We start from the raw sequence: 22,864 nt of genomic DNA on the forward strand, positions 1-22,864 counted from the left end.
CGTTAGAGCCGGCTGACTCAGAGGTCGTCCAGCTCACCAAGCCGCCGCAGGGCGTGGCGGTCATGGATCTGAATCTGTTGTCCGCTGACTGTCATCACCCCCTGATCGCTTAAGCGCCGGGTGATGCGCGACCAGGTCTCGGGCTTGATGGTCAGGCGCGAGGCCAGCGTCGCTTTTGGCCAGGCCAGTGTCAGTTCATCGGCATCGTCGGGCAGTTCGGCCAGCAGCCAGCGGGCGAGGCGCACGCTGGCCGAGTGCAGGGCCAGATTGTCGATCTCGGCTATGAGTGCTTGCAGGCGCTGGCTCAGACTGCCGAGCAGGGCAAAGCAGGTGTCGGGGGAGCCGCGCAGCATGGCGGCGAAATCGTTCGCGTCGATAGCGAGCAGTTCGCTCGGCATCAGGGCGGCGGCGCACACCGGATAGCGGCCAGTGCCCATGAACAGCAGTGCCTCGGCAAAGGTCTGGCCGGGGCCGATCAGCTCGATGATTTTCTCTTCGCCCTCGGCTGAGAGGCGGAACAGGCGGAGTTGCCCGGCGTGGACGAAGAAGAACCGCTCGGCCGGGTCATCCTGAGCGAACAGCCATTGGCCGGCCGCCAGGTGCCGGGTTTGGGCGCGCGCGTAGTCGGTCGATCTCCGCATCGCTCAGTTGCGCGAGTAGCGGTGCCTGGCGCAGGGCCTCATTGGATGGCATGGAACTCCCCGTGTGCGTTGGTACTGAGCCTCAAAAGGCGCTGTGCCGTGGCCAGAATGCGCCAGCGGCCCCGCCGAAAGTGACAGCGGGCTGATCCAGCGCTCAGGCCGCCAGGGCGAGTTTCAGATCCTCGAGCGGATCGCCATTGGTCAGGCGCAGATCATAGGCCGCTTGCAGGCGCGCGAAAATGCCGGGCGTGATGAAGGCCGGCGGCTGCGGCCCGAGGTTGATGCCCTTCACCCCCAGATGCAGCAGCGTCAGCAGCACCGCCACGGCTTTCTGCTCGAACCAACTGATGACCAGGGTCAGCGGCAGATCGTTCACCGTGCACTCGAGCGCTTCGGCCAACGCCACCGCGACCATGATGGCGCCGTAAGCATCATTGCACTGCCCCATGTCGAGCAGGCGCGGCAGGCCGAGATGTTCGCCATAGACATGATCACGAATGCGATATTTGCCGCAGCCGAGGGTGAGGATAAAGGAATCATCCGGCGTGGCGGCGGCATAGTCGGTGAAATAATTGCGCCCCTTTTCGGCGCCATCGCAGCCGCCAATCACAAAGAAATGGCTGATCTTCCCGGCCTTGATCGCCTCCAGAATGGCACCGGCCTGATCGAGAATCACCTGGCGATGGAAGCCCACCGGTTGCTCGGTACCCAGGCGTTCCTCACAGGGCGGGCAGGCGCGCGCGGCGGCAATCACCTGGCTGAAATCCCCGTCTTTAACGTGCTGCCCGGCTGGCACCGCCACCGCGTTGGTGGTGAACAGGCGGTCGCGATAACTCTCGGGCGGAATCAGCACGCAGTTGGTGGTGCCGACAATGGGGCCGGGGAAGGCGGCGAATTCCTTTTTCTGATCCTGCCAGGCACCACCATAGTGGCCGGCGAGATTCGGATGCTCCTGAAACTTGGTGTACATGTGCGCCGGCATCATCTCGCCATGGGTGTAGACCTGGATGTCCGTGCCCTTGACCTGTTCGAGCAGGTGCCAGAGATCGAGCAGATCATGGCCAGTGACCAGAATGCCGGGGCCGGCCTGGGTGCCTTCGCGCAGCGGTGTCGGGCGCGGCGCGCCGAAGGTGGCGATATGACCCTCATCGAGCATCTGCATGACGCGCAGATTCTTCTCGCCGCATTCCAGGCAATACTTGAGCAGGGTGTCCTCGTCGAAATTCACATTGGTCATGGTGGCGAACAGGGCCTCTTCGATGAAGGCCGAGACGGTTTCATCCGATTTGCCCAGCCGCCGGGCATGATGGGCATAGGCGGCCATGCCCTTGAGGCCAAAGATCAGCAGCTCCTGCAAGGACTGGACATCCTCGCTCTTACCGCAGACGCCGGGGCTGTTGACGCAGGCGCTGTTACGAAAGGTTTGTTCGCATTGGTTGCAGAACATCGGAGACACTCCAGGAGCGATGAAATGGATGAATGAGATCGATCAAAACGAACCCCATCCGATCGGTTGGGCGAACGCAGGAACAGACTGGGGTTAGGCGTGCCGGATGGCCTTGACCTTCATCAAGCGGGCCGGGCCGCTCGATCCAGCCGCTCAAGCAACCGGCTCAGTGAACCTGTTTCAGTGACAAGCCCTGCGCTACCAACCCCGTGCCAGCAGCGGCTTCAGAAACTGTCCGGTATACGAGGCCTCACAAGCGGCGATCTGCTCCGGGGTGCCGCTGGCGATGACCTGTCCGCCCTTGTCGCCGCCCTCGGGGCCGAGGTCGATGATCCAGTCGGCGGTCTTGATCACATCCAGGTTGTGCTCGATCACCACGACGGTGTTGCCGGCATCGCGCAGCCAGTGCAGCACCTGGAGCAGATGCTTGACGTCCTCGAAGTGCAGCCCGGTGGTGGGCTCGTCGAGGATATACAGGGTGCGGCCGGTGCCGCGTTTGGACAGTTCGCGGCTGAGTTTGACGCGCTGCGCCTCGCCGCCGGAGAGGGTGGTCGCGGCCTGCCCCAGGCGCAGGTAGCCGAGGCCGACGTCTTCCAGCGTCTTGAGCTTGCGGCGGATCACCTGCACCGGGCCGAAGAAGGCCAGCGCGTCCTCGACAGTGAGGTTGAGCACCTCGTCGATGGTCTTGCCCTTGTAGCGAACCTCGAGCGTCTCGCGGTTGTAGCGCCGGCCCTGACAGACATCGCATTGCACATAGACATCGGGCAGGAAGTGCATCTCGACCCGTATCAGCCCATCGCCCTTGCAGGCCTCGCAGCGCCCGCCCTTGACGTTGAAGCTGAACCGGCCCGGGCCATAGCCGCGTGAGCGCGCCTCGGGCACATTGGCGAAGAGGTCGCGGATCAGGTTGAACAGCCCGGTGTAGGTGGCCGGATTCGAGCGCGGGGTGCGGCCGATCGCGGACTGATCGATATCGACCACCTTGTCGAACTGCTCCAGGCCCTCGACGCCGGCATGCGGTGCGGGTCGCACTGAGGCGTTGTTGAGCAAGCGCGCGGCGAGCGGATAGAGGGTGTCGTTGATCAGGGTCGACTTGCCCGAGCCGGACACGCCAGTGACCACGCAGAAGGTGCCGATCGGGATCTCGGCATCGATACCGCGCAGGTTATTGCCACTGGCGCTGCGGATGATCAGTGGCTGATCGCCGCGCCCCGGACGGCGTTCGCTGGGGATCTCGATGCGTCGGGCGCCGCTGAGATACTGACCGGTCAGCGAGGTCGGCTCGGCGGCGATCGCCTCCGCCGATCCCTGGGCCACCACCTCGCCGCCATGGGCGCCCGCGCCGGGACCTAAGTCGAGCACATGATCGGCGCTGCGGATGGCGTCCTCATCGTGCTCGACGACGATGACGGTGTTGCCGAGATCGCGCAGCCGGGTCAGGGTGCCGAGCAGGCGGGCGTTGTCGCGCTGATGCAGGCCGATCGAGGGCTCGTCGAGGATGTACATGACGCCGACCAGCCCGGCGCCGATTTGGCTCGCCAGTCGGATGCGCTGCGCCTCGCCGCCGGAGAGGGTCTCGGCGCTGCGCGCGAGGGTCAGATAATCGAGCCCGACATCGACTAGGAACCGCAGCCGCTGGCTGATCTCCTGGACGATCTTGGTGGCGATCTCGCCGCGCGTACCGGGCAGTTCGAGCGTCTCGAACCAACGCAGCGAGTCGCCGACCGGCAGCGCGGACAGGGCGGGTAGAGTGCGCTCGGCGATCAGCACCTGCCGCGCGGCCTCATTGAGCCGTCGGCCGGCGCAGCTCGGGCAGGGACGCGCCGAGATGACCTTGGCTAGCTCCTCGCGCACCGTTGCCGAGTCGGTCTCGCGGTAGCGGCGCTCCATGTTCGGGATGATCCCCTCGAAGCTGCGTAGCTTGCCGCTGCCGCGCTCGTGCGGCAGTTTGAACTTGAGCTTCTCCTTGCCGCTGCCGAACAGGGTGTATTGCTGTGCCTGTTCGCTCAGATCACACCAGGCCGCTTCAATATCGAAGCCAAGATGCTCGGCGACACGGGTGAGCATCTGGAAATTATAGCCATTGCGCCGGTCCCAGCCGCGGATGACGCCAGCGGCCAGGCTCAGCTCCGGGTGCAGGATCACCTTGGCCGGGTCGAAGAACTGCTCGACGCCGAGCCCGTCACAGGTCGGGCAGGCGCCGGCCGGGTTGTTGAACGAGAACAACCGTGGCTCAAGCTCGGCCAGACTCCAGCCACAGCGCGGGCAGGCATAGTTGGCGGAGAAGGTCAGCGGCGCGCGCTCCTGGCCGTCGTCGTCTGCGTCCATCCAGGCCACCCGCAGCAGGCCCTTGGAGAGGGCGAGGGCAGTCTCGATCGACTCGGCCAGGCGCAGCTGCAGATCCGCGCGCACCCGGAAGCGATCCACGACCACCTCGATACTGTGCTTACGCTTCGCATCCAGCGGCGGTGGGCTATCGAGTTCGCACAGCTGGCCGTCGACCCGAGCGCGCACGAAGCCCTGGGCGTTCAGTTCGGCGAACAAGGACTGATGATCGCCCTTGCGCTCGGCGACCACCGGGGCCAACAGCATCAGCCGCTCGCCCTCAGGCAGCATCAGGATCTGATCGACCATCTGGCTCACCGTCTGCGCCGCGAGCGGCTCGCCATGGGTCGGGCAGTGCGGGATTCCGACCCGTGCGAAGAGCAGGCGCAGATAGTCGTGGATCTCGGTAATGGTGCCGACCGTCGAGCGCGGGTTGTGCGAGGTGGTCTTCTGTTCGATTGAGATCGCCGGCGACAGGCCCTCGATGTGGTCGACATCGGGCTTGTCCATCATCGACAGGAACTGCCGCGCATAGACCGATAGCGACTCGACATAGCGGCGCTGGCCTTCGGCGTAGAGGGTATCGAACGCGAGCGAGGATTTGCCCGAGCCGGACAGGCCGGTGATCACCACCAGCCGATTGCGCGGCAGGTCGACATTGATGTTCTTGAGATTATGGGTGCGCGCGCCGCGAATGCGGATCTGTTCAACCGATGGGTTGCCCGACATTAACGAGTCCGTCCTGAGTTGTTTCAGCGTCTCCCTCAGCGCCCGGAGCAAGAGCCCTTAGGCTCATCCGGGCGCAGCGCACCGAGCTAGCTCAGCTCTGCCTTGAGTGCATCCAGCTCGGAGCGCAATGCGACGACCTTGGTCTCGAGCTGTTCGACGCGTTGGATGAGTGCTTCCTGTTCTGCGTTGGCGGCTTGCGGTGAAGGGTGGCGGCTGCTGGCTGTGGTTGCGATCGACTCGGCTGAGGGCTCGCCGCAGAGCAGATGCGCGAAGCGTTGCTCGCGCATGCCTGGCTGGCGTGGTAGTTCACGCACCAGGGGCGGGTTGTGATGCGCCAGCTGATCGAGCGAGGTCTGCACTGCGTTCAGGCTGGCGAACTCGGCGAGCCGCGCGCAGTGGGTGCGCAATTCGCCCGTGGTCTGCGGACCGCGCAGCATGAGTACAGAGAGCAACGCCTGCTGTTGGCGGTCGAGCATGAAATGTCCGGTGAGCTTGTGGTCGAAACGCTCGCTGCGACCAGTGAAGCCGACGTGCACCAGACCGCGATCGCGCAGTTGGCCAACGCAGTGGCCAACCTCGCCGGGCGTGAGTTTCATCATCGGATCGCGGGCGCTCTTCTGATTGCAAGCCGTGACAAGACCATTCAGCGTGAGCGGATATTGATCCGGCGTGGTGCGCTCCTTCTCCATCAGACAGCCGAGCACGCGCGCCTCGATCGGCGTCAGCATTGCCGCGCTGGATCCAGCCTCATCGGACATGAGTTCGGATGACGTCGCTGAGGTTGGCCCCGGCTGGTCGTTTTCGGTGTCGAAGTCCAAGGCGCGCTCCGGTTGATCGCTTTTGATATTGATGCTTGGCTCGTGTCGCGTTCAGCCTCGATAGGACCGTTGGGCGCGCTGCTCACTCAGAACCCCTCGGTGGAGGTGAACAGGCCCACGCGCAGATCCTTGGCGGTGTAGATCACGCGACCGTCGACATCCATGGTGCCATCGCCGATGCCGAGCACCAGCTTGCGCGAGATCACGCGTTTCATGCAGACGCGGTAGGTGACCTTCTCGGCGCTTGGCAGCACCTGGCCGGTGAACTTGACCTCACCGACCCCGAGCGCGCGACCGTGGCCGGGGTTACCAATCCAGGCCAGGTAGAAGCCGACGATCTGCCACATGGCATCGAGGCCGAGACAGCCCGGCATCACTGGATCTCCCGGGAAGTGGCAGCCGAAGAACCAGAGTTCCGGCTTGATGTCGAGTTCGGCGATGATCTCGCCCTTGCCGTATTCGCCGCCATGGTCAGCGATGCGGGTCACGCGATCCATCATCAGCATGTTCGGCACCGGCAGTTGGGCGTTGCCGGGCCCGAACATCTCGCCATGGCCACAGGCGAGCAGCTGCTCGCGATCAAAGGATTCGGTTCTGCTCATTCTTGGTCTGGATTCCGTCTCGGTAGGGCGAGGGCAGTGGTTGGTGAGCGTGCTCAGCTAGCCAGTGCGCGCTCGAGGAAGGGGACGATCTCGTCGAGCGCGATCAGCTGCATCTCGGCGTCGCGCCGACCCTTGTATTCGACCTTGCCGTCATCGAGGTGCTTATCGCCGATGACGACGCGGTGAGGGATGCCGATCAGCTCCATGTCGGCGAACATGGAGCCGGGGCGGGCGTCGCGGTCGTCGAGCAGAACCTCGATGCCGACCGCCCGCATGCGCGCATAGAGGTCGTCGACGGCTTCGCGCACGCGGAACGATTTGCCGAGCTTCATCGGCAGCAGCGCGACCTCGAACGGCGCGATGCTGGCGGGCCAGCAGATGCCACGCTCGTCGTGGTGCTGCTCGATCGCGGCGGCGACCACGCGCGAGACGCCGATGCCGTAGCAGCCCATGGTCATGGTCACGGCCTTGCCGGATTCATCGAGCACCACGGCCTTCATCGCCTCGCTGTACTTGCGCCCGAGCTGGAAGATGTGGCCGACCTCGATGCCGCGCGCGATCGTCAGTGAGCCCTGACCGTCCGGGCTGGGATCGCCCTCGACTACACTGCGCAGATCGGCGACCTCGGGGGTCGGTAGATCGCGGCCCCAGTTGAGCCCGAACCAATGCTTGCCGTCCTGGTTGGCGCCGGCACTGAAGTCGGCAGTGGCCGCGACGCTACGATCGGCAATGCAAGGCAGGGGCAGATCCTTGGGCCCGAGCGAGCCGGGGCCGGCGCCGACCGCAGCGCGGATCTCGTCTTCGGTGGCCATGCGCAGCGGCACCAGGATCTGCGGCAATTTCTCGGCCTTGACCGGATTGAGTGCGTGGTCGCCGCGCACCAGCAGTGCGACCAGTCCTTGCTCCGCGCCGGTTTCCGGGTCGGCGCCGGCGACGACCAGGGTCTTGACCGTGCGCTCGATCGGTTGGCCATGCTGCTCGACCAGGTCGGCGATGGTCTTGGCGTTGGGGGTGTCGACCAGGCGTGGCTCCTCGCCGGGCGCCGGTGCGCTGGCATCGAGCCCAACCGCCTCGGCCAGCTCGACATTGGCGGCGTAGTCGCTGCCGGTCGAGAACGCGATCGCATCCTCGCCGGAGTCGGCCAGCACGTGGAACTCGTGCGAGGCGTTGCCGCCGATCGCGCCGGTATCGGCCTGCACGGCGCGAAAGTCGAGCCCGCAACGCTTGAAGATGCGGCTGTAGGTCTCGTACATCACCGCATAGGTGTCGGCGAGCGAGTCCTGATCGACGTGGAACGAGTAGGCGTCCTTCATCAGGAATTCGCGCGCGCGCATGGCGCCGAAGCGGGGGCGGATCTCGTCGCGGAATTTGGTCTGGATCTGATAGTAATTGATCGGCAGCTGCTTGTAGCTGCGCAGCTCATTGCGTGCTAGCTCGGTGATGATCTCCTCGTGCGTCGGGCCGAAGCAGAACTCGCGTTGATGGCGGTCTTTGATCCGCAACAGCTCGGGGCCGTATTGCTCCCAGCGCCCGGACTCCTGCCACAGCTCGGCCGGCTGCACCGCCGGCATCGCGACCTCGAGCGCACCGGCGCGGTCCATCTCCTCGCGCACGATGCGCTCGACCTTGCGCAGCACCCTCAGGCCGAGCGGCAGCCAGGTGTAGAGCCCGGCGGCGAGCTTGCGGATCATGCCGGCGCGCAGCATCAGTTGATGACTGGCGATCTCGGCGTCGGCCGGCGTCTCTTTGACGGTATTCAGCGGAAATTCTGAGGTACGCATGGGCGGCGGGACTCTCGAGCAAAGCGCCGAAGTCTATCGGCGCGACGGGGGTTGGACAACCGCTGATCAATACATGTGTTGTCCGCCGTTGATCGAGAGGGTGGTCCCGGTGATGAATCCGGCCTCATCGGCGACGAGAAAGAGCACCGCACGCGCGATGTCCTCGGGCTGGCCAAGGCGACCGACCGGGATGCGGGCGATGATCTTCTCGAGCACATTGGCCGGCACCGAGCGCACCATCTCGGTATCCACATAACCGGGCGCGACCGCGTTGACGGTGATGCCCTTGGCCGCGCCCTCTTGGGCGAGCGCTTTGGTGAAGCCATGGATGCCGGATTTGGCCGCCGCATAGTTGACCTGGCCATATTGGCCGGCCTGGCCGTTGATCGAGCCGATGTTGACGATACGCCCAAAGGCGCGCTCGCGCATGCCGTCGATGACCGCGCGCGCGCAATTGAAGCAAGACCCCAGATTGGTGTCGATGACCTGCTGCCACTGATCCGGGCGCATCTTGTGGAGGGTGCCGTCACGGGTGATGCCAGCATTGTTGACCAGCACATCGATGGGGCCAAAGTCCTGCTCGATGCGCTTGATGCCTGCGGCGACGGCGTCGAAATCGGCGACATCGAATTGGTAGGCCGGGATGCCGGTGCGCTGGGTAAATGCCTGGGCGGCCTGATCATTGCCGCCATAGTTGGCCGCGACCTGATAGCCGGCATCCTTGAGCGCAACGCAGATCGCCTCGCCGATGCCACGGGTGCCGCCGGTGACCAATGCTGTTTTTGTCATGTCTCTCTCTCGCTCTCGTCTTTGGTAGGTTCTTGTTATGCCGCGTTGCGATCACTCGCACCGCATGCGACATAGTAACGCAGACGCCAACGGCGTTTCGCGGCGACGCGCCCGCCCGAGCCAGCTAGAATGGCACGAACAAGAATGATGACAAACTTGGAGGAGTGGTCGCCTTGAAAGAACGCGTTATTGCGATCATCGCGTCGCTGTTGGTGTGGAGCCTGGCCGGGGCCTTGTTCGGCGGCTTGTTTATCAGCTTATACGAGGTCCTGGTGTTGCTCGGGCTCAGCGGTTGGCAGCCGTTGGTCGCCGGCGCCGTTGCCGCAGCGATGACCACGGCCGCGTTCTACAGTGCCATGCCCTTGGCCCTGGTGGGCGCGACGGCCGGCGTCTTGGCGTCGATCGGTTACCTGATGGCCTCCGGACAGCAGATCGAGCTGGCGAAGATCACGCTGGTGGCTGCCGCCACCGGCATCGCGGCCGGCGCCTTCTTCGCCTGGACCGTCCGGCAGAACGCTCGCCCCCTGGCCGAGACGCTCACCGGGATGCTCGCTGGTTTCGGCGCCGGCTTGGGACTGGTGCTGGTGCTGACGACCCTGGAAACCTCAGTGGGGCCTTTCGTGATGGCCGCAGGCGTGGTTGCCATCGTTGGTACGCTGTACCAGTTGAATGAGCATTGGATCGTGCAGGCGTGCCACGGCTGGCTTCCGGATAGCCTGGCCGCGCCTTTGGTCGCGGGGCTGATCGCCTCGGTGGTTGGCGCCGGGGTCTGGCTGATGGCGGGGATGACGACACCGATGTTCTTCGGTGGCGAGCGCTCGGTGATCGATCAGGTGTTGCGCGAGGTTCCCTCCGGAGCCTTGGGCGGGATGCTGGGTGGCGCCGTGACGGGACTCATTCTCGAGCTGTTGGGCTTCCGGCTCGAGGATCACGACCTGGTTTGAGGCTGGCGATCAAACCGTCCTGATCGCCACAGCAACGGCCCCGCACAAAGACTCGCGCGGGGCCGTTGCTGCTGGGTGACTTGGGTGACGCCTTCGGCCTCAGACCATCACGCCTGGCGAGAAGCTATAGCTGTCGATGATGTTGACGTAGTTGGCACGCTCGAACTGAGCCGGGTCCGGCACGGCCAAGGCGCTGACACGGCCGCGAATATCGGCGATCGACTCAAAGCTCTGCTCTTCCATCCAGTGCGTGATCCCCTCGAGGATGCGCGCGACCTGCGGGGCTCCGTTCTTCAGCAGCGTGCTGCACAGATGGACCGCATCGGAGCCGGCGAGTATCAGCTTGATGGCATCCTCGGCGGTATGGATGCCGCCGGTGGCACCGAGCGATAGGCCATCGATGCGGCCGTAGAGGATCGCGATCCAGCGCATCGCCAGCAGGGCCTCGGCCGAGGTCGAGGGATGCAGGCTCGGCTGCAACCGCAGGCTGTCGATATTGATATCGGGCTGATAGAAGCGGTTAAACAGCGACACGCCGTCGGCGCCGGCCTCGGCCAGACGCCGCACCATGCTGCCGACCGAGCTGAAGCTCGGCGAGAGCTTCATGTTGATCGGGATGCTGATCTGATTCTTGAGCAGACGCAGGATCTCGAGATAGCGCTCCTCGACCTGGCGGCCTTCCAGGTTGATATCGGCAGCGACATAGTAGACGTTCAGCTCAAGGGCATCGGCGCCGGCCTGTTCAAGCTCCTTGGCGTGCTCGATCCAGCCGCCTGGGGTGACGCCGTTGAGACTGGCGATGATCGGGATATCGAGCGCCTCCTTCAGGCTCCGCAGGTTTTCGAGGTAGTTGTCGAGCCCGGTACTGAAGTCGTTCCAGTCCGGGATAAAGCCCTCACCGATCTCGGCGAAGCCGGTGTCCTGCTGATGCAGGAAACGGTTCATGGTCTCGGTCTCGGTGGTGACGGCTTCCTCGAACAGCGAGTACATGATCAGCGCCGAGGCGCCCTGATCCTCGAGTTCCTTCGCTTGCGCGATGCTCTTGGACAGCGGCGAGGAGGAGGGAACGATCGGGTTCTTGAGTGTGAAGCCGAGGTAGTTGGTGGTCAGGTCCATGGGGATCTCCGGGGCGAAGGTCGTCGTCGGGCGAGCGCGCTAGCGAACGGGCTGTTGACCCTCGCTAGCGCTGACAGCGTTTAAGGTCTCACTCGGCGCTTGCCGGCTTCTCCGCCTTCTGCCAGGCCAGATGCGCCAGTTGCTCATAGAGCGAGTACTTGCTCTCGACATGCTTCTGCGCCAGCTTCAGGAAGCGCTCGGCATCGTCCGGGTGAGTCCGGTTGAGCACGCTGAAGCGGGTCTCGCTGGCCAGGTAGTCCCGATAAGGGATGCTCGGCGCCTTGCAGTCCATGTGCAATGGGTTCTCGCCCTTCTCGATCTTGCGCGGATCATAGCGGAACAGCGGCCAGTGACCGGAGTTCACCGCCATGTCCTGCTGGCGCAGGTTATTCGACATGTCGACGCCATGGGCGATACAGGGCGAGTAGCAGATCAACACCGAGGGGCCGGGGAAGGATTCGGCCTCGAGGAAGGCGCGGATGGTCTGTACGTCCTTGGCGCCGAAGGCGATCTGGGCGACATAGACGTTCTCATAGGCCATCGCCATCATCGCCAGATCCTTCTTGAAGGTCGGCTTGCCGGCGGCCGAGAACTTGGCTACTGCGCCCATCGGCGTTGCCTTCGAGGTTTGGCCCCCAGTATTGGAGTAGACCTCGGTGTCGAGGACCAGCAGATTGACATCGCGCCCGGTCGAGAGGACATGATCGACACCGCCGTAGCCGATGTCGTAGGCCCAGCCGTCACCGCCAACGATCCAGACGCTGCGCTTGACCAGGTTCTCGCAGACACTGAGCAGGACCTTGGCCTCTGGGCTGTCCATCGCGCCGAGCTTGTCCTTCAATGCGGCGACGCGTTGGCGCTGTTCGAAGATGCCAGCCTCGCTGCTCTGGTCGGCCTTGAGCAGCCCGTCCGCCAGATCGGTGCCGATCTTGTCGGCGAGGCGGACGACATATTCGCGCGCCTGATCGGTCTGCTTGTCGACCGCTAGTCGCAGGCCCAGCCCGAACTCGGCGGTGTCCTCGAACAGCGAGTTGTTCCAGCTCGGGCCGCGGCCATCGGGGTTGGTGGTGTAGGGCGTGGTCGGCAGGTTGCCGCCATAGATCGAGGAGCAGCCGGTGGCATTGCCGATCAGCATGCGGTCGCCGAACAGCTGGGTGGCGAGCTTGATGTAGGGCGTCTCGCCGCAGCCAACGCAGGCGCCGGAGAACTCGAACAGCGGCTGCATCATCATCGCGTGCTTGATCTTGCTCGCGTCGAGCTTGGTGCGATCGTACTCGGGTAGCGACAGGAAGAAGTCCCAACGCGGGACTTCGACGTCGTGGCGCTCCTCGGCCGGCAGCATGTTCAGTGCCTTGCGCTTGGGGTCCTTGCGGTCGCGGATCGGGCAGACCTCGACACAGAGTCCGCAACCGGTGCAATCATCGGGCGCCACCTGATAGCTGATGCGGGAGCCCTCGGGGAAATCCTTGCCCTTGAGCTTGGCGCTCTGGAAACCTTCTGGGGCGGCCGAGAGGGCATCTTCCGGGAACACCTTGGCGCGGATCGCCGCATGCGGACAGACCATGGGGCACTTGCCGCACTGGGTGCAGAGATCCTCTTCCCATTTCGGCAGTTCGAGGGCGATGTTGCGCTTCTCGTAGCGGGTGGTGCCGGTCGGCCAGGTGCCATCGGCGGGCATCAGGCTCACCGGCAGGCTGTTGCCGCAGTTCGCGATCAGGGTGGCGGTGACGCGCTGGACGAAATCCGGGGCATTCTCCGGCACCACCGGCGGGCGCTCGAAGCTGCTGCTGGCGCTGCCAGGGACATCCACCTGATGCAGACCTTCGAGCGTGGCATCGATGGCGGCGTAATTGCGGTCGAGTAGGCGCTGGCCCTTCTTGCCATAGGTCTTCTTCACCGCGTCCTTGATCTTGGCGATGGCCTCGTCCTTCGGCAGGATGCCGGAGATGGCGAAGAAGCAGGTCTGCATGATGGTGTTGATGCGCCGCCCCATGCCGGTCTTCTCGGCGATGTCATAGGCATCGACCACATAGAACTTGAGGCCCTTGTCGATGATCTGCTGCTGCATCGACTTGGGTAGGTCATCCCAGACCCGGTCCGCTGGGCTCGGCGAGTTGAGCAGGAAGGTCGCGCCTTCCTTGGCCTTGGCGAGCATGTCGTAACGGGTCAGGAAGGTCGGCTGATGGCAGGCGACGAAACTGGCCTCATCGTCACCGATCAGATAGGTGCTGTTGATCGGGTTGGGGCCGAAGCGCAGGTGCGAGATGGTGACCGCGCCGGCCTTCTTGGAGTCGTACTCGAAATAGCCCTGGCCGTAGTTCGGCGTCTCCTCGGCAATGATCTTGATCGAGTTTTTGTTTGCCGAGACGGTGCCGTCGGAGCCCAAGCCATAGAACACGCACTCGGTAACCCCTTTGGTCACGTCCGGCTTGAAGCCGGGCTCCCACTCCAGGCTGCTGTGACTGACATCGTCGATGATGCCAACGGTGAACTTGTTCTTCGGCTTGTCCTTGGCCAGCTCGTCGAAGACGGACTTGACCATGGCCGGCGTGAATTCCTTCGACGAGAGCCCATAACGCCCGCCGACCACACGCGGCATGGTCGCCATGTTGCCCTCGGCGACGGCCTCGGCCAGCGCCGTGACCACATCCAGATAGAGCGGCTCGCCATTGGAGCCCGGCTCCTTGCAGCGATCGAGCACACCGATGGTCTTGACCGTGACCGGCAGGGCTTCGAGCAGATGCGCCTTGCTGAACGGGCGGAACAAACGGACCTTGATCAGGCCGACCTTCTTGCCCTCTGCGGCGAGATGCTCGACGGCCTCCTGCGCGGCACCGATGCTGGAGCCCATCAACAGGATGACCTGTTCGGCATCCTCGGCGCCAACGTATTCGAAGAGCTTGTACTGGCGCCCGGTCAGCTCGGCAAGCTGATCCATGCGCTGCTGGATGATCTCGGGTAGCGCGGCATAGTATGGATTCACCGTCTCGCGGCCCTGGAAGTAGACATCCGGGTTCTGGCTGGTGCCGCGAATGATCGGATGGTCCGGATTCATCGCGCGGTCGCGATGGGCCTTGACCAGATCCTCGTCGATCATGGTGCGGATCTGCTCGTGCGAGAGCTTCGAAATCTTGGTGACCTCGTGCGAGCTGCGGAAACCATCGAAGAAGTGCAGGAAGGGCACCCGCGACTCCAGCGTTGCCGCCTGCGCGATCAGCGAGAAGTCCATGACCTCCTGCACCGAGGCGGAGCAGAACATCGCATAGCCAGTGGCGCGGCAGGCCATCACGTCGGAGTGGTCGCCGAAGATCGACAGGCCCTGAGCCGCCAGCGAGCGCGCCGAGACATGGAACACCGTCGGGGTCAGCTCCCCGGCGATCTTGTACATGTTCGGGATCATCAGCAGGAGGCCCTGCGAGGCGGTGAAGGTCGTCGACAAGGAACCGCCCTGAAGCGCGCCGTGGATGGCCCCGGCGGCGCCGGCCTCACTCTGCATCTCAACGACACTGGGGACCGTGCCCCAGAGATTCTTGACCCCCAGCGAGGACCATTCATCCGCCCATTCGCCCATATTGGAGGAGGGCGTGATGGGATAGATGGCGATGACCTCGTTGGTCAAATGTGCGACGTAGGCGGCGGCTTCGTTGCCGTCGATGGTGACCATGTGCTCTTGCGACATCGTGTTACCACGTTGGATGGGTGATGGGTGCTCCGGCTGAGGAGCCTGTGAACCGTCGGCGCGGTCTCCTCGGGGGACGTTGGGTGCGTCTCTGGGGAGCGCGTTGCACCGGCTCGGCCGGAGACGGAGAACTCGACGAAACTATAACGAGATTCCGGCCTTCACCGGCTGATCTCGGCTCAAGAACGACAAGGAATTAACCTCGCACATGATCCGGGTCAGGAAATTGAGACGGTTGCTCCCAAACTGCTCGAAGAGACCCTCCGTTCCTTTCGGTTTGGGTCAAATCTTATTATTGATTAACACCTTGGCGATGGGGGTTTGGGTGTGGGTCATCAGCCGTTCCTGGGGCCAGGCAGGGTCTGCGGAGGGCTGTTGGCGATCTCGCGGCTGGCTATAATCGGCGCATGACTGTCCCCCTGACACCGGAGCGCGCGATCGCCTTGCGACGCATGACCGAGGCCGATCTCACCGAGGTCATGCGGGTCGAGTGCGCGGCCTATGCGGTGCCTTGGAGCGAGGGCATCTTCCGCGACTGTTTGCGTGCGAACTATTACTGTCTGGTTGCCGATCGGGCGGGACGCTTGATCGGCCATGCGGTGATGTCGGTGGCCGCAGGCGAGTGCCACATCCTGAACCTGTGCGTGGCGCCGAGCCACCAAGGCCGTGGCTTGGGACGTCGTCTGCTGCGGCGAGCGCTCGCGCTCGCGCGCCAACGCGAGGCGGATACCGCCTTCCTCGAGGTGCGCGCCTCGAACCGGGGCGCGATCCGGCTCTATCAGGCCGAGGGGTTCGATGAGATCGGCCTGCGCAAGGGCTATTACCCCAGTGCCGATGCGAGCCGCGAAGACGCAGTGCTGATGGCGCGGGCCCTATGATTCGATGAAAGCGCGCCAACTGTTTCGCTACAAGGCCCGTCAGGGCGAGACCATCTGCGAGATGGCGATCTGGGCGCTTCCGGCAGCGACGCGGGAGCGCCCACGGCCTCAAATACCGGCTGTTTTGTGGTTTATCGGTTCTCGTCCGTGGAGCAGTTGCTCGCTGACTTTCGTTCCGATTGCGCTCGGCTCGCCGCTTGGAGGTGGACATGAATAAATTGGTGCGTTTGCCAAGACCTGGGCTGGCGCGCAGTCTTCTTACCGCGAAACGACGCCGAGGCTGGCGTTCGGGAGTTTGCAAGAGCTGTTTTCGGCGATTACCGAGCAGCGGCTGGAACTGCTGCGCTATGTTGCAGCGCATGAGGGGCTGAACCTGCAGCAGCTCGCGCAGGCGATGAATGGGGATGGTAGCAAGCTGCAATCCGATGTCGCTGAACTCGCTGATCTAGGGCTCTTGGAGCGAGGTCATGACGGTGTCTTGTCGACGCCCTACGACGAGATCGTGATCCACGCCGGTCTTCGCGAGGCGGCTTGAGCGGATGGTCTGAGCGGTGTTGTGACGCTCAGCTGTGCGTTTCCGTTTCGAGGGGCGCCAAGGCGCGCTCGAAGTCATCCGCATTCAGGTACTGGATGACGACGCCGCCGTTGGGGTCGCGGGCGATATCGAGTCCCTGATCTGGATAGAGCCAATGGACCACGCCGCGTTCCTCGGTGATCCGCTGCTGTGGCTCACCGAAACGCCCGACGATATCCTCCGGGCGCAGGCTCTTCCAGGGCAGATAGGTGAGCGAGCGGATCGGCGCCTTGCTCAGTGCCTCGGCGTCGTCGGGATCGAGCTTGACCTTGCGGCTGCCGCTGGCGAGCTTACTGGCGCGCAGACCTCGGTCATACATCCCACTGAGCCGATCCTGCGGGACGGCGAGCGAGGCCACCCAATCGGCCTTCAGATTGCTGAGCAAAATGTTGTCGAAGTAGGCCTCGACGGTGAAATCGGTATCGGGGCTGTTGGACGCGGTCTCGGCGAACAGATTCAGCTTGCCGTCTTCACCGAGCAGCGCGCGCAGATCGGCCAGCGTGCTTTCGCCGAGGGTGAGCCCAAACACCTGCACCTGCCCGCTCGGTGTCCGCGCAACATCCCAGGGGTAGAGTCGCATGCCCGCGCGCTGGTCCGGAAAGGCCGAGAGCAACATCCAGAGGCCGATGAAGGCGAGCAGGGCGCCGGTCAGCACCGAGAGCAGGATCTTGCGGTCCATTAGGCGTCGTTGATCAGGGCTGCGACCACCCGCCGGCCCTCACCCGCAAGGATGTTGTAGGTGCGACAGGCGGCGCCGGTGTCCATGATCTCGATGCCGATGCCTTGCGCGAGCAGCGCGGCATAGAGCGCTGGATCGGGAAACCGCTGCCGAGCGCCGGTGCCGAGCACCACCACCTGTGGTGCAAGCGCGGCAATGGCCTCGAAGTGCGCGGGCGCGAGCGCCTCGAACTCCATCGGACCCCAGTCGCTTAGCACCCGCCCGGCGGTGACCGCCAGGCTGCCCTGGTAGTGCTGGCCTTGGATGCGCACCTGACCTGGTTCATAGGCCTCGATCAGCGGGCCAGCGTCGGTTTCAAACTCGGAGAATTTCATGTGCCGACACTAACCGAGGCTGGCGCACTCGGCAACCCGATGGATCGCCGTTCACGCTGATCGCCGGACACCATCGCCGCGCTCATCCAAGCACGGGTGTGCTCGGACCCACGGCTGGAGCTGGGGGCGGCGGCTGGGATGCAGCCTCGCGATCGAAGGTCTCCTCCATCAAGGCGAGCGCCCGCTGCTTGGTGCGGATGAAGTGTGTCTTGTCGAGCAGATTGAAGAGCCGGCCGCGGTGCAGGGTCTCGTAGACCTGGGCCTTGAGGCTGCAGAAGTAGAGTTCGACGCCGTTGTCGCGGAAGGTTTCGATCACATCACGCAGCCGCTCCTCGCCGGTCACGTCGACATCGTTGATGCCGCTGCCGTCGATGAGCACCGCGCGCGCCTGCGGATTCTGCGAGCGCGCCTCGAGCAACACATCCTCGAAGCGCGAGGCGTTGACGAAGTTGAGCGAGCCATCGAAGCGCACGGCGATGAAGCGTTTGCCGATCGGCTCGATCTTATTGATGCTGATCCCGCCCAGGCTGCCATCGGGCAGGCGCCCGAGGATATCGGTGCGCGGCTGCATGGTACGCACCAGGAACAGGATGATGGCCAAGCCGGCGCCGAGCAGGATGCCGTTGGCGAGCTGCGGCGCCATGGCCAGGGTGGCGAGGAAGGTGATGACGCCCACCACGGCCTCTTGGCGCTCGATCTTCCAGGCGCGCACCAAGGAGCGGATGTTGATCAGCCCAAACACGGCCATCATCACGATCACCGCCAACACCGCCTGCGGCAAGTGATAGAGCAGCGGGGTCAGGAACAGCAGCACCAACATCACGGCAATGGCGCTGATGATCGCGAACAGTCCGGTCTTGGCGCCGTTCTTGGCCGCCACCGCCGAGCGCGAGAAGGAGCCGCTGACGGTGTAGGAGCTGAAGAAGCTGCCGACGATGTTGGCCAGCCCCTGACCGACCAACTCCTTGCTGGTATCGACCCGCTCGCGGGTCTGGGCGGCGATGGCCTTGGAGATCGAGGTCGCCTCCATGAAGCCGATCAGCGCCATCACCAGCGCCGACGGCATCAGGGTCCAGAAGAAGTCCATGCGCATCTCGGGCACTTGGAGGCTCGGCAGCCCGGCCGGGATGGCGCCGACCACCGCGCCGCCCCCCATTATCTTGATCTGATCGCCATCGACCTTGTTGATGCGCCAGGTGTGACCGTCAGCATTGACCGATGCGGGCACCTTGCCGTGTCGATAGAACAGATCGCGACCGTCCTCGGTCAGCACATGCTCGAAGCGTAGGTTGTGCAAGGCCACTTGGCGCTCGTTGTTGGCGAGCTTGCGCTGGTTCATCTCGCGGTTGAGCACGCGCAGATCGGCCTCCAACAGCGCCAGCTCCCCGAAGCGATCGGGATCATCGGCGGAGATCAGCTTGCGCAAATCCTGGTTAATGCGCGCGGTGGTGACGCCGAGCGAGCCAATCGCGCGCGCGGTCGAGGCATAGCCAGCGGCTAGCTCGCGGGCTTCTCGATCTTGGATGGCATCGATCGGCACCAGTTGATTGCGCTCGAAGGCGATGCCCCAGCTCACCAGCGTCGTCAACACCACGGCGAGCAAGACCCCGGGAATCTTCGGGATCACACGGCGCGCGCCGAGGATGATAGCGAAGGTCGCGATCGCGAACAGCAGGGTCGGCAGATGGGCATGCGGCAGTTGCTCGACCACGGTCCAGAGATCGCGCACGAAGTTATCGGTGCGTGGAAAGGGCACGTTGAGGATCTTGCTCAGCTGAGAGAGCCCAATGATCAGCGCCGCAGCATTGGTGAAGCCGACGATCACCGGGCTGGAGAGGAAGTTGACCAGGATGCCCATGCGCAGCAGCCCGAGCAGCAGGCGCAGCACGCCGACCATCAGCGCCAGCATCACCGAGAGCACGATGAAATCCTCGCTGCCGAGCGCGGCCAAGGGCAGCACGGCGGCGGCCGACATCAGCGAGAGCATGGCCACCGGCCCGGTATGCAGCTGTGGCAGCGAGCCCCAGAGCGAGCCGATGATCACCGGCATGAACGAGGCGTAGAGACCATAGACCACCGGCAAGCCCGCGAGCTGGGCATAGGCCATGCTCTGCGGCACCAACACCAGCGCAACCGTGATACCGGCGATGAGGTCCCCGCGCAGCTGGTCTCCCGAGAGCGGGAACCAGCGCAGGAACGGAAAGAAGGTGTTCAATTGGATGGGGCGCATGGTGCGTCTCGGACCTCGATACGTCAGACCATCGGTATTTTAGTGGCCTAATTTTAGCCTGCTCGTCCTGGATTGATCATTGATGTTAAGAGAGCAATGTATCGATGAATGTGAATCCTGGGCGCGATCGCCCGTGCCTCGGCGCATCGCTAGCGTTCAGACTGCGGCACAATGCTTGGCATGCAACGTTTTAACTCCCTGCGCAACGCTGTCTTGCTGTTTGTGCTGCTGCCGCTACTTGGCATTCTGGTGGCCGTGGGCATGCTCGGTCTGCGTGAACTCGAGGGGCAGATGATGCGGCGCCTGCAGGATGACATCGAACTGGTGGCGCGCTCGATCCGGCTGCCGATTGCGGCGGCCATGGTGCGCGGCGAGACCGATGCAGTCCACGAGGCCTTGGACTCGGTGTTCCAGATCGATCAGGTGTTCGGCGCCTATGTCTATGACAGCGCCGGTGAGCGAGTCGCCACCAGCGGCCCGCGCAGCCCGTTGTTGGAGCGCCGCCGCGATGCACGCGCGGTGACCGCCGAGGGCACCCAGGGCAGTGTCGAGGAGCGCCGTGGCCGCGAGGTGTTCTCGTTCTTTCTGCCGCTGTCCGATCCGGCGGGGCAGGTGGTCGGACTGCTGCAGGTGACGCGTGATCTCTCACGCTTCCAGGACTATCTGGCGCGCCTGCGCTGGCTCGGCGGCAGCGCCCTGGGTCTGCTCGCTGTGGTCTTCGTGCTGGTGGTGCTGATCGGCCATCATCGCGCGGTCGGTCGCCATGTGCGTGGACTCACCGGCGCGATGGAGCCGATCGGGACCGGCGAGTCAGGACTGCGCGTGCCAGAGCGTGGACCCGATGAATTACGCCGTCTTGGCGCCAGCATCAACGCCATGATCGCGCGCTGGGAGGCCTCTGAGCAGCGCCTGCATGATCAGCGCGCGCGTGAGGCGCAGCTCGAGCGCGAGCTGCGTCAATCGGAGAAGCTGGCGGCGATCGGGCGGCTGGCGGCCGGCTTGGCGCATGAACTTGGCACCCCGCTCGGCAGCGTCGCCGGGCGCGCTCAACGCGCCGCGCGCCGCCTGCCGGCGGATGCGCCGGCGCAGGCCGAACTCGCGCAACTGCTGGCCGAACTCGCGCGCGTCGAGCGCATCGTGCGCGAATTGCTCGATTTCGCCCGCCAGGGGCCGTTGAATCGTCGCCCGGTCGAGCTGACGGCCTTGATCGACGGCGTCGTCGCACGCTCGCAGCAGGCCTCGCCGCGCCAGGATGTGCGGGTGGCGATCGAGCGGCCCGAGGCCTTGGCCGAACTCAGGCTGCAGGCCGACCCGCTGCGCCTGGAACAAGCCTTGGGGAATCTGCTCGACAATGCCGTGCAGGCGGCGGCGAGCTGGGTCGAGATCAGCGCCGAGCGCGTCGATGATCAACTGCTGTTGCGGGTGCGTGATGATGGGCCAGGAGTCGGCGCCGAGGCCGTCGAACGCTTGTTCGAGCCATTCTTTACCACCAAGCCGGCTGGACAGGGCACCGGCCTTGGGCTGGCGGTGGCGCGCACGGCCATTGCCGAGCATGGTGGCCGCCTCGCGCTCGAGCCCAAACAACAACGGGGCGCCTGTTTCTTTATCTGTTTGCCGCTGTCGGAGCGCGCCTCGGCCGACGTTGAACGAGGAGTGAGGCTGACATGACTGAGGCTGATGTGATTGGCGCTGATGTAACGGGTGCGGATCGAGCCCCGATCCTGGTGGTCGAGGACGATAGCGGCTATCGCCAGCTCTTGATCGAGGAACTCGAGGACGCCGGTTATGCCCTCACCGGAGTCGCTGATGCCGCCGCCGCGCGCGCCGTGCTCGCGCATCAAAGCGTGGCCTTGGTGCTGAGCGATCTGCGGCTGCCGGGCGAAGACGGGCTCGCGGTGCTGCAAGCGAGCCGCGCGCTGACGCCGAGGCCGGGCTTTATCATGCTGACCGGCTTCGGCACCATTGGTCAGGCGGTGGCCGCGCTCAAGGCCGGCGCCGACGACTTCCTGACCAAACCCGTTGATCTCGAGCATCTGCGCCTGGCGGTGGCGCGCGTGCTGGAGAACCGCCAATTACAGGCGGAGGTGGCGCAGTATCGGCAGGTCCTGGCCGGCGGCGAGTTCCATGGCATGCGCGGTCAAAGCCCGGCGATGCGCGCGCTCTATGACCTGATTCGCCGCGTCGCCCAGTCCGACAGCAGTGTCTTGATCACCGGGGAGTCCGGCACTGGCAAGGAGTTGGTGGCGCGGGCGCTGCATGCCGAGAGTCCACGCGCCGCAGCGCCCTTTGTCGCGCTCAACTGTGCCGGCATCCCCGAGGCCTTGCTCGAATCCGAGCTGCTCGGTCATGCCGCCGGTGCCTTCAGTGGCGCGCGCGGCGCGCGTCAAGGCCTGTTCGTCGCGGCCAATGGCGGCACCCTGTTCCTCGACGAGATCGCCGAGATGCCGCCGGCGATGCAGACCAAGCTGCTGCGACTGCTGCAAGACGGCCAGGTGCGACCGGTGGGCGCCAATGCCGAGATCAGCACCGATGTGCGGATCGTCGCCGCGACCCATCGCGATATTTCCGAGCGCATCGCCGACGGGCAGTTCCGCGAGGATCTGTTCTACCGCTTGGAGACCTTCCGCATCCAGGTGCCGCCACTGCGTGAGCGCGGCGAGGACATCGCCGCCCTCGTGCAGCATGTCCTAACGGCGCAGACGGTCGCGCGCGAGCGCCCGGCGCGGCGCTTCGCGCCCGAGGCCTGGCGCGCGTTGCTCAATTACAGCTATCCCGGCAACGTGCGCGAGCTGGCAAGCCTGGTCGAGCGCGCCGTGACCCTGGCGCCGGACGCGGTGATCGGCCTCGAGGATTTGCCGGAGCGGGTGCGCGTCGAGTCGAGCGCGGCGGTTCATGGAGGCCCCGAGGGCGTTGGAGGCAGCCCGCATGCGCCATCGACGGTATCGGTTTCCGCGCCGCGCACCGATGAGGACTGGCAAACGCTGGCCGAGGTCGAGTCACGCTATATCCGCTCGGTGCTCGACTGGACCGAAGGCAACAAGCAGCGCGCGGCGAAGATTCTCGGCATCGGCCGCAAGACGCTCTACCGTAAGCTCGACGAACAGGGCCAGGATGTCACGTAGCACAAGGATACATGTGTCGGCATGATACAGCGCGCTGGGCCGCCCCGTCCGTGCGTTGGACCGGGCCGGTTGCCATAAACCATTGATTTATAATCTTATCATCGTTGTTTTCAGAATTGGCACGGCATGTGAAAGA

Annotated in this window: 17 protein-coding genes; 5 read left to right on the forward strand and 12 right to left on the reverse strand. The window is 64.5% G+C overall.

The annotated features are described in order from the left end of the window. Nucleotides 1-17: 17 nt before the first annotated feature. From AC54T3_RS06720 to phbB, 7 genes are all read right to left on the reverse strand, one after another. The gene (locus AC54T3_RS06720) at nt 18-641 is read right to left on the reverse strand and encodes a Crp/Fnr family transcriptional regulator (protein WP_496623432.1); all 624 of its coding nucleotides are present in this window, start codon (nt 639-641) and stop codon (nt 18-20) included. A 154-nt stretch (nt 642-795) separates the two neighbouring features. Next, nucleotides 796-2,088 carry a hydroxylamine reductase gene (gene hcp / locus AC54T3_RS06725; RefSeq protein ID WP_496623433.1) on the reverse strand — a complete coding sequence of 431 codons (1,293 nt, stop codon included), beginning with the start codon at nt 2,086-2,088 and terminating at the stop codon, nt 796-798. Between the two features lie 198 nt (nt 2,089-2,286). Then, nucleotides 2,287-5,142: an excinuclease ABC subunit UvrA gene (gene uvrA, locus AC54T3_RS06730; RefSeq protein WP_496623435.1), complete on the reverse strand. Its 2,856-nt coding sequence runs from the start codon at nt 5,140-5,142 to the stop codon at nt 2,287-2,289. Between the two features lie 86 nt (nt 5,143-5,228). Continuing rightward, the gene (locus AC54T3_RS06735; RefSeq protein WP_496623437.1) at nt 5,229-5,960 is read right to left on the reverse strand and encodes a YceH family protein; all 732 of its coding nucleotides are present in this window, start codon (nt 5,958-5,960) and stop codon (nt 5,229-5,231) included. An 86-nt stretch (nt 5,961-6,046) separates the two neighbouring features. Then, on the reverse strand, nt 6,047-6,562 hold the full coding sequence (fabA, locus tag AC54T3_RS06740) for a 3-hydroxyacyl-[acyl-carrier-protein] dehydratase FabA (RefSeq protein ID WP_496623438.1): 516 nt from the start codon (nt 6,560-6,562) through the stop codon (nt 6,047-6,049). 53 nt (nt 6,563-6,615) lie between these two features. Then, nucleotides 6,616-8,343 (reverse strand): proline--tRNA ligase, encoded by a 1,728-nt coding sequence (locus AC54T3_RS06745; protein ID WP_496623439.1) that lies wholly within the window; start codon nt 8,341-8,343, stop codon nt 6,616-6,618. A gap of 66 nt (nt 8,344-8,409) precedes the next feature. Next, entirely contained in the window at nt 8,410-9,132 is a 723-nt protein-coding gene (gene phbB, locus AC54T3_RS06750; RefSeq protein WP_496623441.1) for an acetoacetyl-CoA reductase, read from the reverse strand. 164 nt (nt 9,133-9,296) lie between these two features. On the opposite strand from phbB, the gene AC54T3_RS06755 reads away from it, so the two are divergent. After that, nucleotides 9,297-10,076, forward strand: a complete 780-nt coding sequence (locus AC54T3_RS06755; RefSeq protein ID WP_496623442.1) for a spermidine synthase — start codon at nt 9,297-9,299, stop codon at nt 10,074-10,076. 99 nt (nt 10,077-10,175) lie between these two features. On the opposite strand, the gene AC54T3_RS06760 is transcribed toward AC54T3_RS06755, so the two are convergent. Both AC54T3_RS06760 and nifJ read right to left on the reverse strand, forming a co-directional pair. Continuing rightward, the gene (locus AC54T3_RS06760) at nt 10,176-11,192 is read right to left on the reverse strand and encodes a dihydroorotate dehydrogenase-like protein (protein ID WP_496623444.1); all 1,017 of its coding nucleotides are present in this window, start codon (nt 11,190-11,192) and stop codon (nt 10,176-10,178) included. An 88-nt stretch (nt 11,193-11,280) separates the two neighbouring features. Continuing rightward, nucleotides 11,281-14,871 (reverse strand): pyruvate:ferredoxin (flavodoxin) oxidoreductase, encoded by a 3,591-nt coding sequence (gene nifJ, locus AC54T3_RS06765; RefSeq protein ID WP_496623446.1) that lies wholly within the window; start codon nt 14,869-14,871, stop codon nt 11,281-11,283. Between the two features lie 407 nt (nt 14,872-15,278). Here nifJ and rimI point away from each other — a divergent pair, with 407 nt between their 5' ends. Together rimI and AC54T3_RS06775 are read left to right on the forward strand one after the other, a co-directional pair. Then, nucleotides 15,279-15,749, forward strand: coding sequence for a ribosomal protein S18-alanine N-acetyltransferase (gene rimI / locus AC54T3_RS06770; RefSeq protein ID WP_496623448.1), 471 nt, complete (start codon nt 15,279-15,281; stop codon nt 15,747-15,749). A 295-nt stretch (nt 15,750-16,044) separates the two neighbouring features. Next, nucleotides 16,045-16,284: an HVO_A0114 family putative DNA-binding protein gene (locus AC54T3_RS06775; RefSeq protein WP_496623450.1), complete on the forward strand. Its 240-nt coding sequence runs from the start codon at nt 16,045-16,047 to the stop codon at nt 16,282-16,284. Between the two features lie 28 nt (nt 16,285-16,312). On the opposite strand, the gene AC54T3_RS06780 is transcribed toward AC54T3_RS06775, so the two are convergent. The 3 genes from AC54T3_RS06780 to AC54T3_RS06790 form a co-directional block, all read right to left on the reverse strand. Next, nucleotides 16,313-17,002, reverse strand: coding sequence for a hypothetical protein (locus AC54T3_RS06780; protein WP_496623452.1), 690 nt, complete (start codon nt 17,000-17,002; stop codon nt 16,313-16,315). Then, the gene (locus AC54T3_RS06785; RefSeq protein WP_496623453.1) at nt 17,002-17,376 is read right to left on the reverse strand and encodes an Mth938-like domain-containing protein; all 375 of its coding nucleotides are present in this window, start codon (nt 17,374-17,376) and stop codon (nt 17,002-17,004) included. The genes AC54T3_RS06780 and AC54T3_RS06785 overlap by 1 nt, the downstream gene beginning before the upstream one ends. Before the next feature lie 82 nt (nt 17,377-17,458). Further along, on the reverse strand, nt 17,459-19,606 hold the full coding sequence (locus tag AC54T3_RS06790; RefSeq protein ID WP_496623455.1) for a SulP family inorganic anion transporter: 2,148 nt from the start codon (nt 19,604-19,606) through the stop codon (nt 17,459-17,461). A 180-nt stretch (nt 19,607-19,786) separates the two neighbouring features. On the opposite strand from AC54T3_RS06790, the gene AC54T3_RS06795 reads away from it, so the two are divergent. Together AC54T3_RS06795 and AC54T3_RS06800 are read left to right on the forward strand one after the other, a co-directional pair. Then, a complete protein-coding gene (locus AC54T3_RS06795; RefSeq protein ID WP_496623457.1) occupies nt 19,787-21,274 on the forward strand; it encodes a sensor histidine kinase in 1,488 nt (495 codons plus the stop codon). After that, nucleotides 21,271-22,728: a sigma-54-dependent transcriptional regulator gene (locus tag AC54T3_RS06800; protein ID WP_496623460.1), complete on the forward strand. Its 1,458-nt coding sequence runs from the start codon at nt 21,271-21,273 to the stop codon at nt 22,726-22,728. Before AC54T3_RS06795 ends, AC54T3_RS06800 begins: the two co-directional genes overlap by 4 nt. Nucleotides 22,729-22,864: the final 136 nt, after the last annotated feature.

This window comes from Halochromatium sp. NSM3, from assembly GCF_059621085.1.